General features: G+C 45.9%; 9 protein-coding genes. All 9 read right to left on the minus strand.

The window, feature by feature from the left end; genetic code table 11:
- Positions 1-55 precede the first annotated feature (55 nt).
- Positions 56-1,196, minus strand: a protein-coding gene (gene prfB / locus AC0THY_RS19010) for a peptide chain release factor 2 (RefSeq protein ID WP_489992152.1) whose coding sequence is annotated in 2 segments (ribosomal slippage) — positions 56-1,120 and positions 1,122-1,196 — 1,140 coding nt in all. Because the reading frame shifts where the segments join, the coding sequence is not laid out codon by codon here.
- A 171-nt stretch (positions 1,197-1,367) separates the two neighbouring features.
- Complete coding sequence (gene secA, locus AC0THY_RS19015) at positions 1,368-3,923, minus strand: preprotein translocase subunit SecA (RefSeq protein ID WP_489992153.1); 2,556 nt, start codon at positions 3,921-3,923, stop codon at positions 1,368-1,370.
- Positions 3,924-4,156: 233 nt separating this feature from the next.
- Positions 4,157-5,329: a helix-turn-helix domain-containing protein gene (locus AC0THY_RS19020; RefSeq protein WP_489992154.1), complete on the minus strand. Its 1,173-nt coding sequence runs from the start codon at positions 5,327-5,329 to the stop codon at positions 4,157-4,159.
- Between the two features lie 203 nt (positions 5,330-5,532).
- On the minus strand, positions 5,533-6,060 hold the full coding sequence (gene hpf / locus AC0THY_RS19025) for a ribosome hibernation-promoting factor, HPF/YfiA family (protein ID WP_489992155.1): 528 nt from the start codon (positions 6,058-6,060) through the stop codon (positions 5,533-5,535).
- A gap of 144 nt (positions 6,061-6,204) precedes the next feature.
- Positions 6,205-7,431 (minus strand): ROK family protein, encoded by a 1,227-nt coding sequence (locus AC0THY_RS19030; RefSeq protein WP_489992156.1) that lies wholly within the window; start codon positions 7,429-7,431, stop codon positions 6,205-6,207.
- Positions 7,432-7,581: 150 nt separating this feature from the next.
- Complete coding sequence (locus AC0THY_RS19035; RefSeq protein ID WP_489992157.1) at positions 7,582-12,834, minus strand: glycoside hydrolase family 3 C-terminal domain-containing protein; 5,253 nt, start codon at positions 12,832-12,834, stop codon at positions 7,582-7,584.
- A 318-nt stretch (positions 12,835-13,152) separates the two neighbouring features.
- The gene (gene hisA, locus AC0THY_RS19040) at positions 13,153-13,938 is read right to left on the minus strand and encodes a phosphoribosylformimino-5-aminoimidazole carboxamide ribotide isomerase (protein WP_489992158.1); all 786 of its coding nucleotides are present in this window, start codon (positions 13,936-13,938) and stop codon (positions 13,153-13,155) included.
- Between the two features lie 245 nt (positions 13,939-14,183).
- On the minus strand, positions 14,184-14,582 hold the full coding sequence (locus tag AC0THY_RS19045; protein ID WP_489992159.1) for a hypothetical protein: 399 nt from the start codon (positions 14,580-14,582) through the stop codon (positions 14,184-14,186).
- 76 nt (positions 14,583-14,658) lie between these two features.
- A complete protein-coding gene (locus tag AC0THY_RS19050) occupies positions 14,659-16,074 on the minus strand; it encodes a spore germination protein (RefSeq protein WP_489992160.1) in 1,416 nt (471 codons plus the stop codon).
- Between the last annotated feature and the right edge of the window lie 144 nt (positions 16,075-16,218).

Genomic DNA, 16,218 nt, shown 5'->3' on the forward strand with positions numbered 1-16,218 from the left:
GTGGCTTCCGCATCGTAACAGTTCAGCCAAGCTGCACTGTCAGCAGACATTTTCGTTACTCCATATCTGTGCCGGTATCCCCTGCGCTCTCGCCCAGGCTCACCCACCGCAGATATGCATTCATAAACAAGTCAATGCTTCCATCCAGTACACTGTCCACATTTCCTGTCTCCGCTCCGGTCCGGTGGTCCTTGACCATAGTGTAGGGCTGAAGTACGTAAGAACGGATCTGATTTCCCCAGCCAATCTCCTTCACCTCACCGCGGATACCTGAAATCTTCTCCGCATTTTCCTGCTGCTTCAGCAGGTACAGCTTTGCCTTCAGCATCTGCATAGCCTTGTCCTTATTCTGGAACTGGGAACGCTCATTTTGACACTGCACTACGATATTGGTAGGCAGATGCGTGATCCGGATGGCGGAGGATGTCTTGTTGATATGCTGTCCTCCGGCCCCGCTGGAGCGGTAGGTGTCAATGCGCAGATCCTCGTCCCGTATCTCAATGTCAATATCATCCTCGATATCCGGCATTACATCGCAGGATACAAAGGAGGTCTGACGCTTTCCGGCTGCATTGAAGGGTGATATGCGCACCAGCCGGTGCACTCCCTTTTCGGATTTCAGATACCCGAATGCATTCTCTCCGTTTACCTGGAAGGTGACAGATTTGATTCCCGCCTCCTCGCCGTCCAGATAGTCCAGCACTTCCACGGAATATCCCTTTTTATCCGCCCAGCGGCAGTACATGCGGTACAGCATGCTGGACCAATCGCAGGATTCCGTGCCGCCTGCTCCTGCGTGCAGAGTCACTATGGCGTTGTCTTTATCATACTCTCCGGAGAGCAGAGTCTTTACACGGATGGCCTCATAACACTGGATAAACCCATCCAGGCTCTCCTGTATCTCCGGAATAAGGGAAGCGTCATTCTCCTCATCCGCCATCTCAATCAGAGTCTCGATCTCCTCATACTGCTCCTGCAGGGAGTCATAAGTTTCAATGTCGCTCTTTAAGTCTTTCAGTGTCTTCATGGAAACCTGAGATTTCTCCGGATTGTCCCAGAAGTCAGGCGCCTCCATCTCTCTCTCTAATTCCTCGATCCGCTTTGCCTTGTTAGCCAGGTCAAAGTGAATCCCTCACTTCCACTAATGGTTTATCATACGTGTGCAACGTATATTTGAACTGATCTAATTCAACCACAGTTTCACCTTCTTTCATTTTTTTAATTCAAGTACGCTTCAGCGTACTTGCTGCAATCTGCCGGAGGCTTTATCTTGGGAGTCTTATCTACTTGCAAGATATAAATACGGAGCCAGACAATTCTGAATGCACGTTCCCACCCGAAATCGTCCAGCTCCGATACTGCCTAATTTACTTTCTGCCGCAGCACTGTTTATACTTTTTGCCGCTGCCGCAAGGACACGGATCATTGGGATATACCTTATCCGCAGATCTTCTCTTTGGCTCTTTAATGCCGCTGTCATCCTTGTTTGTCCCGGTTACCTTAGCAACCTCTTCTCTCTCCACCTTCTGCTCAACCCGTACATGGTAGAGCAGACGCAGTGTATCTTCCTGAATGCTGGCTGACATGGCATCGAACATCTCGTAGCCGTTCATCTTGTACTCCACCAGCGGATCTCTCTGGCCATAAGCCTGCAGGCCAATTCCCTGGCGAAGCTGATCCATATCGTCAATGTGGTCCATCCACTTGCGGTCAATGACTTTGAGAAGGATCACACGCTCCAGCTCACGCAGCTGTTCCGGTTCTGGAAACTCTGCCTCCTTCATCTCATAGAGCTTAACAGCCTGTTCCTTCAGGTACTGCTTCAGCTCATTCTTCTTCATCTTTTCCTTGATCTGAATCTTTAAAGGAATAATGGGTACTAGCAGGCTGCTCAGCTCTACCAGGTTCCAATCCGCGCTGTCCTGGTCATCGGAGATACACATGTCTACCGTATTGTCCACTGTATCGGTGATCATCTTGTAGATGGAATCCCTCATACTCTCCCCGTCGAGAACTCTTCTTCTTTCTTTGTAGATGATCTCACGCTGCTCATTGTTCACCTGGTCATACTCAAGCAGATTCTTACGGATTCCATAGTTATTGCTCTCGATCTTCATCTGGGCCTTCTCAATGGCGCTTGAAAGCATCTTGTGCTCAATCTGCTCATTTTCAGCAACACCCAGGGACTTAAACACGTTCATCAGCCGCTCAGATCCGAACAGCCTCATCAGATCATCCTCGAGTGAGATGTAGAACCTGGACTCTCCCGGGTCTCCCTGACGTCCGGAACGGCCTCGCAGCTGGTTGTCAATACGCCTGGACTCGTGGCGCTCCGTACCGATGATCTTCAGACCTCCGGCCTCCTTGGCCTCATCGTCCAGCTTAATATCCGTACCACGGCCGGCCATGTTGGTGGCTATGGTTACTGCTCTGTGCCTTCCGGCTTCCGCCACAATCTCCGCCTCCAGCTCATGGAACTTGGCGTTCAGGACTTTATGGGTAATGCCCTGTCTCTTTAAAAGACCGCTGATCAGCTCCGAAGTCTCGATGGTGATCGTACCCACCAGAACGGGCTGTCCCTTCTCATACGCCTCCTTGATGGCTTCAATGACAGCGCTGAATTTCTCCTTTTTGGTCATATACACCGCGTCGTCCAAATCCTTGCGGATTACCGGTCTGTTGGTGGGTATCTCAATAACATCCATTCCGTAAATATCCCGGAACTCTTTCTCCTCTGTGAGGGCAGTACCCGTCATACCTGCCTTCTTTGTATATTTATTGAAAAAGTTCTGGAAGGTGATGGTAGCCAGGGTCTTGCTCTCCCTCTTTACCTTCACATGCTCCTTGGCCTCAATAGCCTGGTGAAGGCCATCGGAATATCTTCTTCCCGGCATAATACGGCCGGTAAATTCATCTACGATCAGCACCTCGTCATCTTTTACCACATAGTCCTGGTCCCTGTGCATCAGGCTGTGAGCCCGCAGCGCCAGGTTTACGTTGTGCTGGATTTCCAGGTTCTCCGGATCAGCCAGGTTCTCAATCTGGAAGAATTTCTCAACCTTCTTGACACCCTGCTCCGTCAGGTTAACCACTTTGTCCTTCTCATTTACCACATAGTCCCCGGTCTCAATAATCTCCTCGCCCATGATGGCGGACATCTTGGTGACCTCGCCGCTGGCCTCACCGCGCTCCAGCTGTTTTGCCAGAATATCGCAGACTTCATAGAGCTTTGTAGACTTGCCGCTCTGTCCGGAGATGATCAGCGGAGTACGTGCCTCATCAATCAGAACGGAGTCAACCTCATCGATGATCGCATAGTGCAGGTCTCTCTGTACCAGCTGCTCTTTGTAAATCACCATGTTGTCTCTCAGGTAGTCAAAACCCAGCTCGTTGTTTGTGACATAAGTGATATCGCAGGAGTACTGCTTGCGGCGCTCATCGTTGTCCATATCATTAAGCACACAGCCCACCGTCAGGCCCAGGAATTCGTGGATCTTTCCCATCCACTCCGCATCACGGTGTGCCAGGTAGTCGTTGACGGTCACGATGTGAACGCCTTTTCCCTCCAGGGCATTTAAGTAAGCCGGCAGAGTAGATACCAGGGTCTTACCTTCACCGGTCTTCATCTCCGCGATACGCCCCTGATGGAGAATAATACCTCCCACCAGCTGCACCCGGTAGTGCTCCATGTTCAGTACACGCTTGCCCGCTTCCCGGACTGTGGCAAAGGCTTCGGGCAGAAGATCGTCCAGAGTGGCGCCCTCTTCCAGCCTCTTTTTATATTCCTTTGTCTTGCCCCGCAGCTCCTCGTCAGACAATGCCTGCATGGTGGGTCTCAGACTCTCAATCTTGTCCACCAGAGGTGTGATCAGCTTTACCTCACGTTCACTGTGAGTTCCGAAAACTTTTTGAATCAGATTCATTTTCTTTCTCCTATACTTTCATCCGTTACTAGATGCAGAGGTTTCCATATCTCTAAATTCTCCGCATACCGCAGCCTTCTCATGCGTTTACACACATTGACCGCCAGGGATTGCCGCTTTTTCTTCGGCAAACTACTGTATATTTTACCACTTTCCACCTGGAGAAACAATAAAATTTTTATGAATAAGCTATGAACACCAAATTTTAACAAAAGCTTAACCAAGGACTGTTCTCATCCGGCCCGGTAGCTCTGGCCTTTATCTCCCTGAAGCTGCTTCTCAATATCCGGATAGGATGTCTTTACCTCCCTTATGTTTCCATAGTTGTCAGTCAGACGATTCACCACAACCACCTCACTCCCATCATGACAATCCTTAAGTACCCCTTCCAGATTGGTATAGTTCATGGATGTCCCATACATGGCGACTTCTTCCTCCGGCTCTTGGTAGGGGTTTAGATCACTGATAGAAGCCTTTAGTACTTCCTCACCGTCCACATAAACCGATACCTCACCGCTCACCGGATAATTGAGGGTAATTGGGCGCTCTGCTTCTGTTTCTCTGTATGCTGGGGTGTGCACAGTTACTGCCGTTCCCTGAATTTTATATTCCCCTTGTACTTTGGTAAAGGACAGGTCGTTTTCCTGGTTTACAGACATTACCCATTCGTTGACATTCACGCCGTCCAGCATTTGGGTCTGTGTCTCTTTGCCCTGGGTAAAGTGCACAGAAAAGTCCAGGAAGGCTTCCTCCAGCGAAACTGAAAACTCAGCCCGAAAACTACCTTTGTCAAAAACACCCAGAGCAGTATAGGTTTCCTTCCCCTCTAGTATCAGCTCCGCTTCCATCCCCTCTTTCCAGACGGCAGGTGTTACACGAGCGGACAGCTCCAGCATACCACCTCTGACGGACTCTACACTAGGTTCAATCCGGCAGTCCGCCACAAGGCTGTTCTGCTCCTTTAACTGTTCCGCGATCTCCGAGATCCTGGAATCCATATTGTCATAGATACTGCCCACCTGTCCCTCCAGCATCTGAACACTGTATTCCATATCCCGTATCCGATTAAACAGAGTCACAAACAGGACTGTGAGCAAAACCGCTGCTGTGCAAATGCACAGAATAGATACTATGTGGAGAGCTCTTTTTTTCTTGAGTCCTCTGATCTCCTCCTCATACTCTGCGATACGTTCATCCTCTGTGGCCTGTGCATCTGTGCCCAGCAGCTCCGCCATAGTAATGTCAAGGGCGTCTGCAAGATCCTGCAGCCTATCCATCCCCGGGTTGGCTGCTCCATTCTCCCACTTAGAGATCGTCTGTCTGGATACCCCCAATTTTTCCGCCAGCTTTTCCTGGGACCAGCCAGCCTTCTTTCTCAACATCTGAATCCGTTCATACAGCTTCATCTTGTCATCCCCTTTGCTCACTTAATACGTCTCCACTATAGCGCTTCCTCCCTATGACTACTATCAACTGCCGGTTGCAGAGTGTCACTTTTGCGTTGCACACCGCACACATCCTGCTTTTTAACGAAAAGACAGCCCCAGCCCGCAGGAATGCAAGCATCCCTGACCGTCTGAGACTGTCCTCTTTTCTCGCAAGGTAATGACTAAAACTCCGGTTCAATGAGTCCGTATGTATTGCCTTTGCGCTTATATACCACGTTTACTTCTCCTGTCTCCGCATTGCTGAATACAAAGAAGTTGTGTCCCAGCAGCTCCATCTGAATGCAGGCATCCTCCGGGAACATGGGCTTGATTCCAAAATGTTTTGTGCGGATGATCTTGATCTCCTCATCATCTACAACTTCTTTTTCAATAAACTCTTTCTTTAAATTTCCGCCGCCCTGATGTTTCTCAACGATCTTGTTTTTATATTTGCGAAGCTGTCTCTCAATCACTTCCTCCACCAGATCGATGGACACGTACATATCGTTGCTCACCTGCTCGGAGCGGATAATATTTCCTTTCATTGGAATGGTAACTTCAATTTTCTGTCTTTCTTTTTCCACACTCAGGGTTACGATAATCTCTGTCTCAGGAGTAAAGTACCTTTCCAGCTTTCCAAGCTTGTCCGTGATGGCGCTTCTCAAGCCTTCAGTAACCTCAATATTCTTTCCACTAATCGTAAAACGCATGATGTCCAACTCCTTTATTCTATATTTATAACACGGTTAAATATCACCTCTGTGCTATATGCTCATTATACCATATTTCGGGTGTTTTACAAGGAGCGAATTCAACTTTGCAGTGCTTAATTAAAGGTTATAGTTAAAGCACTCTCATGCTTTATTCATGTAACTGATAGGATTTTCAAAAACGTTTTGTGCAGCAATCACCCCTGCTCCAATCATAATCGGGTTATACTCTAACTGATCTAGTTCTATTGTAAGATTCTCCCACACTAGAGGGCGCACGATTTCCTTTACCTTTTGGCGTACAATTTTAAGAAGCATGGAAGGATTTACTTTCGTCAGGATATCTCCAATGATCACATCGCTGGGATTGATCTGATTGACCATATTAACTACTCCCACCGCTAATAATTCACATGCTCTTCCATACTCCTCCCGTGCCATCAAATCTCCCTGGCGAACGGCTTCCTGGAATTCCTCAAAGGTGGCATCTGGTCCCAGTATGGAGTACTCGCCTGTTTCCAGCCTGTCCCTGATACGCTGCATGATGGCAATACTGGAGCAATATTTTTCGAGACATCCCCTGTTTCCACACTCACATCTCGGCCCCATAAAGTTAATAGAGGTATGTCCTATTTCGCCTGCTATGCCAAGGCTCCCTCTTTGAAGTTCTCCGTTCAAAATCATGCCGCATCCGATACCCTGACCAGCCACAATATATGCAATATTTTGCTGATCCGTTTTCCTTTTCCGAAACCAATACTGTGCACATACCCCCGCATTAGCATCATTTTCAATGAATACCGGAATATCAAAGTCCTGTTTCATACACATGGAAATCTCTAATTCGTCCCATCCCACAAGATTAGTGACAAAAATCATTTTATCATCTTCCACCTTATAAGGCCCTGGAACGGCAAATCCAATTGCTAACACCTTACCCTCTTTTTCCTTTTCTATCATAGATCGAATATTGGACTTTATTGCCTTCAGCATTGCTTTGGCATTCATTCCCCCATTCATCCTGTGGATTTGTGTTTGATACACTTCCCCGGAGATCCCCATCATGCCAATACTATAGTACTGCCGTGTCACCATGACTCCTATGGTTCTGTATTTCTGTCCATTAATACGGATTCCTATAGACCGCCTTCCCTTTGCGCCGTCCAGGATTCCATCCTCCACTACAAGTTCATGTTCCATAAATTCATTAATAATATTCGTAATGGTAGCTCTCTTTAAGCCAGATAGATTCGCCAAATCCGCCCGGGAACACAACTTTTCCTGTCGCAGAAGATCAATCACTAGAGATCTGTTAATATGCTGTTGTTTTTCCTGGTTTACACTGGCATATTTATTATTTTCCTGCATCATTCTCCTTCTTTCGTTTATGAACTCAATTTATTTTAGCATAGCATTGTATGTTTCCTATGTCAATTTTTAACACAGGATATTATAGACTCCCCCAAACAAGGGGCTGTACATTATGATATTGGAATGTACAGCCCCCGAATTGTTATACAATTATTTTATTTTCACACTCTTTTTCTGTCCTCTTCCTTTGAATATTTTCTTGTAGGCTTTCTTCCTGCTATCAGGAACTTCAATCACTGCCTTCGATGAAATTCCTTTTAATGCCTGCTTTTCTACTTTTTTTAGCTTTTTACTCTTGACATATATCTTCTTTAGTTTCTTATCTCCCAAAAAGGCCTTTTTCCCAACAGAGGTAACATTCTTACCTATGGTTACCTTAGTCAGCTTTGTCATGTTAGAAAAGGCTCTGTCAGAAACTGCTGTCACTCTGCATTTGATCCCCTTGACTTCAATATCCGCAGCTATTTTGATTGTTCTGGCCTTTTTGCTTACCGGTGCATATGCCTCAGCCTGCCCTAAGGCTGCATTTGTCACCCGATATCTGACCCCTTCCTCATTCTTCAAATCTCCATCTTTTAAGGTCATGGAAGCTTTCAGTCTTTCTAATTCCGTATTCGCTTTGTCGGCATTCTCTTTTGCTTTTACTGCTTCTTCCCAAGCTTCTTTTTGGGCTTTTTCAGCTTCTGCTTTTGCCTGCTCCAGTTCCTCTTTTGCCGTCTTTGCTTCTTTTTTTATCTGCTCCGTCTGTGCAATGGCCTCTGCTACCTCATTTTTAAGATTTTCATTCTCCTCCTTCAAAGTATTTACTCTGTTTTGTGTCTCTGCAAGTTCGTCTTCCAAGCCGTGAACCTCATCCTGAGCGGCATTAAGTTGAGCTCCCAATTTTGCAGCCTTTTCTTCTAACTCCTGAATTTTCTCTTCTTGGTTTTGGCTGCTATTTTTTAATTCCTCAATTTTACCGTTTGCTTCCGTCAGACTCGCCGTGAGCTTTTCTACTTCTTCTTTCTTATCCTGAATTTTCTGGGATAACTCAGCCGCCTGCTCCAATGCAGCTTTCAGCTCTTTTTCTTTTCCTGCAAGCTCTGATTCTTTCGTATAAAGCTCTTCTTCTTTTTTCTTTAACTCGGCTAAAAGTGCCTGATATTCTTCTTCGCTGCGGGTCTTCTCCCTCACGGAGGTCAAAATTAATACATCCTTATCCGGCATTTCAAAGTAATAGGACCCATCTGCTCTCTTCTTGACCGTTATTATATTTATCCCTGCAATAACATTTATATCGCCCAACTCTTTTTCACTATCGTTTACAGTGACCGTAAAGGATATCGTTTCTCCTACCACTGCTTGTCCTTTATCCACAGTAACTACGGCGCCTTCTGTTTCCTGTGCGCTGATTATATGAGGCTTCATATAATCAAACTGCAGCCAATTTATGTTTATACCATCTGAAAGATAGTATAGCTTTAACTTATGTTCTCCTTTTTCCAGATAAACCTGCTTAGCATCCATCGTTTTCCATGAACTCCAGCCTCCTGTACCCCCAAGCTGCATGAAAGTAGTCAATGGTTTGGCATCCAGTTCCAAGCCAAATGAAAGCTGATACAATTCATCTCTTGCACTTGAGATACGTGGACGGATATTATAATATCCTGTCTCTTCTATATCAATAGTATAGAGCGCCCATTCCCCTGGTGCCGAATATCCCATGGACAGTCCGCCATCCTCATCGCTGCAGCTTTCTGCCTTCAGCTCTGAAGATTTATTGAAAAAGTCTTCTGCAACTTTTATCCTGCTTTGCTCATCTTTTCTTACCTTTACGACTTTTGCGGCTGCCTCCTCTTTCATGGTAAAGCGTACATAATCATAACTGGTTTTGATGGAAGGGATATCTGTTTTTCCTGTTCCATTTGCAGCTACAAGCGTATACTTAGGCTGCGAATAATTTACAGTGTATCCCTCTTTAATTGTTACATAATTCTCTCCGTCAGCACTAATATAGAAATTGTATGTCTGACCGTTTTTCATCACTTTCATATAATACGTATTATCTTTGATGCTTCCGGCAAATGTTGTATTTCGGACTATCTCCGTACTCTTTGCCGCTTTTTCTTCATTCAGGCGTACTGCTATCCCTGCATTCTTATCCAGTTGTTCCAGACGAAAGTACAGGTAATTGTCCTCATCCTGCATGATCTTAACGCCAATCTGGTGATAAATCTGACTTGGCATATTATCTAACTGAATTTTGGTAACAGATTCCCAGTCTCCCTGTGCCGGCTGACTGATGTAGTTCTTTAAGTCTTTTACATTCTGGTAGAGGTCGCCATCCTCAGTTTCAATATGAAGTGCACCGTCTGACACATAGGCCTTCGAAGTGGGGGCATGATTTGTCCAGAATTCCTTCAAAGTATCTCCATCGAATTCATCGCTCTGTGGCCCCTGTGCAAACGTGATACTGTAGGTAACTGCGTGATGTGCCGACTCAGCAAGCACCTTTGCACCGCTGTTGTCGTCCAGATACGTAATTGTAGTCTCTACCCCCTCTTTTTCAGCCACAGTAATTTCCGGTCTTGTACCAGTTACCACCTCATACTCATATATAGAACTGTAGAATCCCGGAATCGCTTCGCCGTCCAGATAGATGTTATCCAGATAAGCATAAACCGGATCTTCTACAACCGGCGTCATATCCATTCCATACTCAAAGGTAATGCGATAGATGTTGGCTACCCCGTTTTCCTCCGCCTTCACCTCAGCCACAGGTCGTTCATTCGTAGCCTGACTAATCTGGACATCCACTCCCTCCGGTGCTGTTACGGTGATCTCCGGAATGGGGTCAGAAGGTTTATGAAATACGGAATATTCCTGTACCAACGGATTGAATATTACCAGTTTCCGGCCTCCCACTTCTATAGAAGATAACCTTGCAGACTCTCCATCTACCTTATCTCCTCCTGTCACCTGAAAATAAGTTTCCGGCTTTGCATATTGATGATATTCCAAGGCATTCTCACGTGCAAATTTAGGTGTCAATAAAACACAGTTTAATATATTTTTAGCAGATCTCTGAAGTTCGCCCAGAGTCAGTCCCTTGCCAAGAGCATTTTTTATGGACGCATTAGAAAAATCGCCTGGCATATACAGATCCAACTGAGCCTGTACCCGGTATGCATTGTCCTTTACATTCTCGTTAAATGGAGATTGTGCAGACTGCATGCTCCAGTCCGTCATCAGCATCCCGTTATATCCCCATTGGTCTCTTAAAATCGTAGTCATCAGTTCATAATTGTAGCAGCACCATACACCGTTTAATTTGTTATATCCTGACATTACTGTAAATGGATCTGATGTCTTAACTGCAATCTCAAAACCCCTTAAGTAAATTTCTCTAAGCGCTCTTTCTGAGAGTCTGGAATCGGTCTTCTTTCGATTGGTCTCCTGGTTATTTCCTGCAAAATGCTTTAGGCATGCTCCTGCCCCGGATGCCTGTACGCCACGCGTTGTAGCCGCTCCCATCATTCCTGTTATAAGCGGATCCTCTGAAAAGTATTCAAAATTACGTCCGCATAGAGGATCTCTTTGAAGATTCATGCCCGGCGCGAGAAGAATATCCACCCCGTTTATAATCATTTCCTCTCCCAGCAGCGAGTAGAGATATTCCACCAGCTCATTATTCCATGTACAGGCTAACAGCGACCCGATAGGCAGCAGAGAACTGGAGTCAGTATCCCGCAGTCTCAGACCGGATGGGCCATCATGTGTGCTTACCGGAACGATACCCAAATCCCTCAGGGATGTCTCCACACCTCCAAATACGCCAGCATTTCCTCCTGACCCAAGTGAGCTCTGCATCCCCCCTGCACCGCGGGCAATTCTAGCAAGATCATCCTCAGACATCTGAGCTATAAACTCATCCATGGTAACTTTTCCCTGATAGACATCCAACAGCTGATGCCCTTTATTTCCTGTATAAGCAATTTCATCCGGAAGGTGATCCTGAATCCTTTTTTCCAAATCCACCGTTCTTGTTGACACTGGTTCTGTACTGCGCACTATGGTTCCGCCACTCCCCTCAGATGCAGTCATAATCTCAAATGACTGTTCCGGAGCCGCAGCCTCCTCCAGTTGTTCCGTCACTGCAAGTTTCTGCTGAATATATGTACCTTCTTTCCTGGCTGCTCTTACAGAATTCCCCACATAGATGGGATATTCCCCCGCTTCCAAAACAAATGCCGACTTATGTCCAGTCTTTCCGGAATCATCATAGGAGGCCATGGATGAAATCTGGAAGCTGAGAGTCATCTCCTGACTCGTTCCCGGCTCTAAAAGCGGTGTTTTTGCATATGCAGCAAGTGATTTTGCTGCTTTTCCCAACGTTCCCTGAGGTGCTCCATAGTATATCTGAACGACCTCTTTACCGGAGCGTTCCCCGGTATTCGTCACGTTTACAGTGACCTGAACCTGATCCTCATCGCTGGTAACGCCAAGGGTATCAATTTGAAAATCTGTATAACTCAAACCATATCCAAAAGGATACATCACCTTATCTTTCGCATCTTCAAAAGTTTCAAAATACCGGTATCCGACAAAGATATCCTCTGCATAATTATTATATTGGCTCTTTCCAAAATTGCTGGAAGATGGATAATCCTGATATTTTTTTGCAATCGTGGATGCCAGTTTTCCTGACGGATTGACCTCGCCGGAGAGTATGTCTGCAACGGCTTTTCCTGTCTGCATACCTCCCTGCCATATATTCAGGACGGCTTTCACGTTTTGATAGTCATTCTTCCAACTCATGTCAATCAGATTGCCAATGTTTAAAAGAACAATGACCTGCTCAAAGTTTTCATTTACCTGGCTGAGCAGTTTTTTCTCATCGTTTGTCAGATAATAGCTTCCTGCCTCTAATTTACATTCTCTGTCTTCGCCTGCTCCCCGCCCAATAATCACAATGGCTTTCTGTGATCTCTGAGAAGCTTCTGCCACCTTACTATCATCCAGCGGCATCTCCGGATGATAGTAGGGCCATTTTGCCCATCCCGCATCATTCCCTTTTGCCGGGTTCGCTTTACACCATGTTTCATAAATGTGTGCTAAATCTTCATTCACTTTGACATCCGGATTCGCCCTTAAACCGTTTAAGATATTAACTTTTTGCGATGGATACACATACCCTCCTGAACCATATCCACAAAAAAATGTGTCCACCTGAACTCTTCCAAAAACAGAAACCTCTTCCCCTTCCTTTAGAGGCAGAACCTGGTCTTGATTTTCAAGTAATACAATCCCTTCTGACGCAGCTTTTCGTGCGGCATCTCCCAGACCCGGCAGTTCCTCCGCCTGTACCTGCATAAAGTTACCAGGTAAAGTTACTGTATTAACGATCGTCAGTACAAATAACATTAACCAAGCCACCACTCTTTTTCTTTTCGAAATCCCCATAATCTCTTCCCTTTCATTAATTAGATTTATTTATTAATTAGATTAACAATTAAATTGTAGCATATTATATTTTTTTCGTCAATCCTTTTTAATTTTTAGGAGTTTTCTATATTTTTATATCTTATCCACCATAGCTTTTCGTAATTTTATGGTTATTTTGCATAAATATCACCATTAAAAAGGCATCCCCACTGAAAATATCATTCTGGCAGGACATTAATTCCAGTGGAGATGCTCTTAATTTAAATATGCAGTTGAGATCATACTAATTTTAGATCTTCAATCACGATCTGAACAACAACGCTTTAATACCTCCTTATATGGTAGATTACCTCCGAACAGATCCAGCGCGCTCCCGATGGTCACATCGATGTGTCCCTGTCCCAGTTCCCGCAGTTTTACCAGGTCTTCAAAGCTTGCCACACCCCCGGCGTAGGTGATCGGAAGCTTTCCCCACCTGCCCAATTCCGCGGCCAGTTTTTCCTCAATTCCCCTGGCTTTCCCCTCCACATCCACCGCGTGAATCAGAAATTCATCACAGTAGGAGGACAAACCATCCAGAGTCCTCTCATCCAGCATGACCTCCGTAAATTTCTGCCACCTGTCTGTGACTATGTAGTACGCTCCATCCCTCCTGCGACAGCTTAAGTCCAGCACCAAGTGTTCTCGTCCCACAGCGCTCACTATCTTTTCCAGATTGCGGTAATTAAGCTCCCCGTTTTGAAAGACAAAGCTGGTGACAATTACATGGGAGGCTCCGGCTTTTAGATACTCCCCGGCATTTTCATCATTGATTCCTCCCCCCACCTGCAGACCGCCGGGATATGCCGCAAGCGCCTGCAGCGCCTGCTCTTTCGTGGCCTCATAGAACGGGGAGGAAACCGGATTCAGGAGAATAATATGACCTCCTGCAAGCCCGTCTTTGCGGTAGAAATCTGCATAGAAGGCTGCATCCTTCTCGGATACAAAATTCTCCGCTGCCTGATCTCCCCTGTCAGATAGGGTCCCTCCAACAATCTGTTTTACTTTTCCGTTATGTATATCAATGCATGGTCTGAATCTCATGGCATTTTCTCCTCTTCCGGTACAAATGTCTATATTTTATAATGTACTCATTATAGAAGAAAACGCGGCAGGATTCAACTCTTTCCGGCGCAGCGATGGGATTTTATGCATAAATGCGCACACTGCCTGAACTGTTACGCGAAGATTGCTGTCTACCCTAAAGAGTAATGTCAGATATGGAAGAAGCGGCTCAGCCCCTGGCTGCACCGCTCCTGTATATATCATCTGTATTTTAATCTGCTCACTTACTGTGCCTTGTTTGACTCCGTGGTATTGGTTTTGTTATCCTTTGTGTTCTTATTGGCATTGTTGTCTGTGTTGTTGTCCGCATTGTTTCCATCCAGGTCATCCCCGATATCCTCAACGCCGTCTTTGATGTCATCGCCAATCTCTCCTGCCACGCCGTTGCTTTCCTGGCCAGTGGTTGCATCGTTTACATTCTTAGTGTCCTTTGTGTTGTCTGTGTTGGCTGTGCTGTTACTCTCTGTCATTGCCTCTGTTGCCTTTGTGCTCTCGGTTGTCTTTGTGCTCTCCGTAGTCTGGGTTGTATCCTTTGAGTTGGACTTATTATCGCCGCAGGCAGACAGTCCAAGGACACAGATCGCCAGGAATGCTCCCAGCATACATTTCTTCAACTGTTTCATAATAATTCTCCTTTTCTGTTTGGTGTATTTGAATAAGATTACTCTTCATCAGTAATATGCACCTTTTGTCTGCTGTTTATTCATGTTCGAAGTGAATTCTCTTGCGTAAAAGTCTTCTTGACAATTGTTTTCCGTCAAAGGGAATCAAGGGGTACAGATAACTCTTCCCGGATACCGTACGGTTGGTGGCAATAAAGAGTACGGTCAGCAGCAGTCCTCCGACAAACCCATACACGTCAAACAGCGCTGTGAGAATTAAGATGATGATTCTCATAAATTTAAAAGCATATCCCAGTTCATAGCTGGCCTGGGTATAGTTAGCGATGGCCACAAAAGCCATGTAGAGCATGGTCTCAGAGTTAAACCAACCGGAGTTAACCGCAAACTCCCCCACCACCAGTGCCGCGATGACGCTTAGCGGAGTGGTGAGCATATTGGGGGTGTTGATGGAGGCCAGCTTCAGCCCGTCAATAGCTAGTTCCAGGATCAGAAGCTGGGCCAAAATGGGAATATTCACCACATCCTTTACCTTGATAAAGTCCAGGGCCTCCGGAATCCATTGGGGATTCTGCATAAGCAGCATCCACAGTGGTGTCAAAAAGATGGTGAGCAGGCCAATGATAAACCTGGAAAGCCTCAAATACGTTCCTGTGACCGGAGGAAAGTAAAAGTCATCCGCCTCCTCCAACACGTCAAATATGGAGACAGGAAGGATCAGCGCAGACGGGGAATTATCCACCAGCACGGCAATCTTTCCTTCCAATATGCTGGCTGCTGTGGCATCCGGGCGCTCTGAATATTTAAACTTTGGAAACGGATTGTACCACTTTCTCCTGTAAAGACACTCTGCCAGGCTCTCCTGGTTCATGGTGAGGGCATCCACCTTCAGATTTGTAATCCGTTTCCTCACCTCCTGAAGAAACTCCTGATCTACCCGGTCCTCCATATAGCTCAGGACAATGTCCGAGCGGGAGCGCTCCCCGGCACTTAGCATTTCCATCACCAGCTTAGGACTTCGGATTCTTCTGCGCACCAGAGCAGTATTGAAGACCACAGTTTCCACAAAGCCGTCCCTGGACCCTCTGAGCACCTTGTCTTTCTCCGGCTCCGCCACGCTCCGCATGGGATAGGTACGGCAGTCAATGGCAAAGCACTTGTCATACCCGTCAATAAACAGACAGACCACCCCTGAGAGGATATTGGTGACAATCTTCTCCTTCTGATCCAGCAAATCCACCTCCACATAGGGCATATAGTCATGGGACAGATCTCTGCTCTCTTCCGGCAGATCTTCCGGGGCGATGGAATAGAAAAACTCCATCAGCTTTTCCATAATATCATCCTTAACAAATCCATCCACAAAATAAATGCAGGCCTGCCGGTCCGCTACCATGGTCATGCGGTAAATAATGTCAAAATTTTTCTTTACCCCCAGCTTTTCATGGAAGTATTTCATGTTTTCCATCAAATCGGCCGTTATTTTCTGGTCCATATCCATCTCCTTCTCACGTTTTTCGTGTAAATACGCCTATACGTATTCCTGACAGCTGACTGCAGACGCAATCGTTCTGTTTTATGTATTAACCTTTCCCAAAGACTGAGAAAATATGTTATACTTTTAAAAAGATGTAACTGT

This window comes from Ruminococcus sp. 8Y-12 (assembly GCF_058119865.1).

What these genes read in the sequence shown, in the direction of transcription:
- secA (WP_489992153.1), bottom strand. Translation starts at nt 3,923, where the DNA reads ATGAATCTGATTCAAAAAGTTTTCGGAACTCACAGTGAACGTGAGGTA.
- AC0THY_RS19020 (WP_489992154.1), bottom strand. Translation starts at nt 5,329, where the DNA reads ATGAAGCTGTATGAACGGATTCAGATGTTGAGAAAGAAGGCTGGCTGG.
- hpf (WP_489992155.1), bottom strand. Translation starts at nt 6,060, where the DNA reads ATGCGTTTTACGATTAGTGGAAAGAATATTGAGGTTACTGAAGGCTTG.
- AC0THY_RS19030 (WP_489992156.1), bottom strand. Translation starts at nt 7,431, where the DNA reads ATGATGCAGGAAAATAATAAATATGCCAGTGTAAACCAGGAAAAACAA.
- AC0THY_RS19035 (WP_489992157.1), bottom strand. Translation starts at nt 12,834, where the DNA reads ATGTTATTTGTACTGACGATCGTTAATACAGTAACTTTACCTGGTAAC.
- hisA (WP_489992158.1), bottom strand. Translation starts at nt 13,938, where the DNA reads ATGAGATTCAGACCATGCATTGATATACATAACGGAAAAGTAAAACAG.
- AC0THY_RS19045 (WP_489992159.1), bottom strand. Translation starts at nt 14,582, where the DNA reads ATGAAACAGTTGAAGAAATGTATGCTGGGAGCATTCCTGGCGATCTGT.
- AC0THY_RS19050 (WP_489992160.1), bottom strand. Translation starts at nt 16,074, where the DNA reads ATGGACCAGAAAATAACGGCCGATTTGATGGAAAACATGAAATACTTC.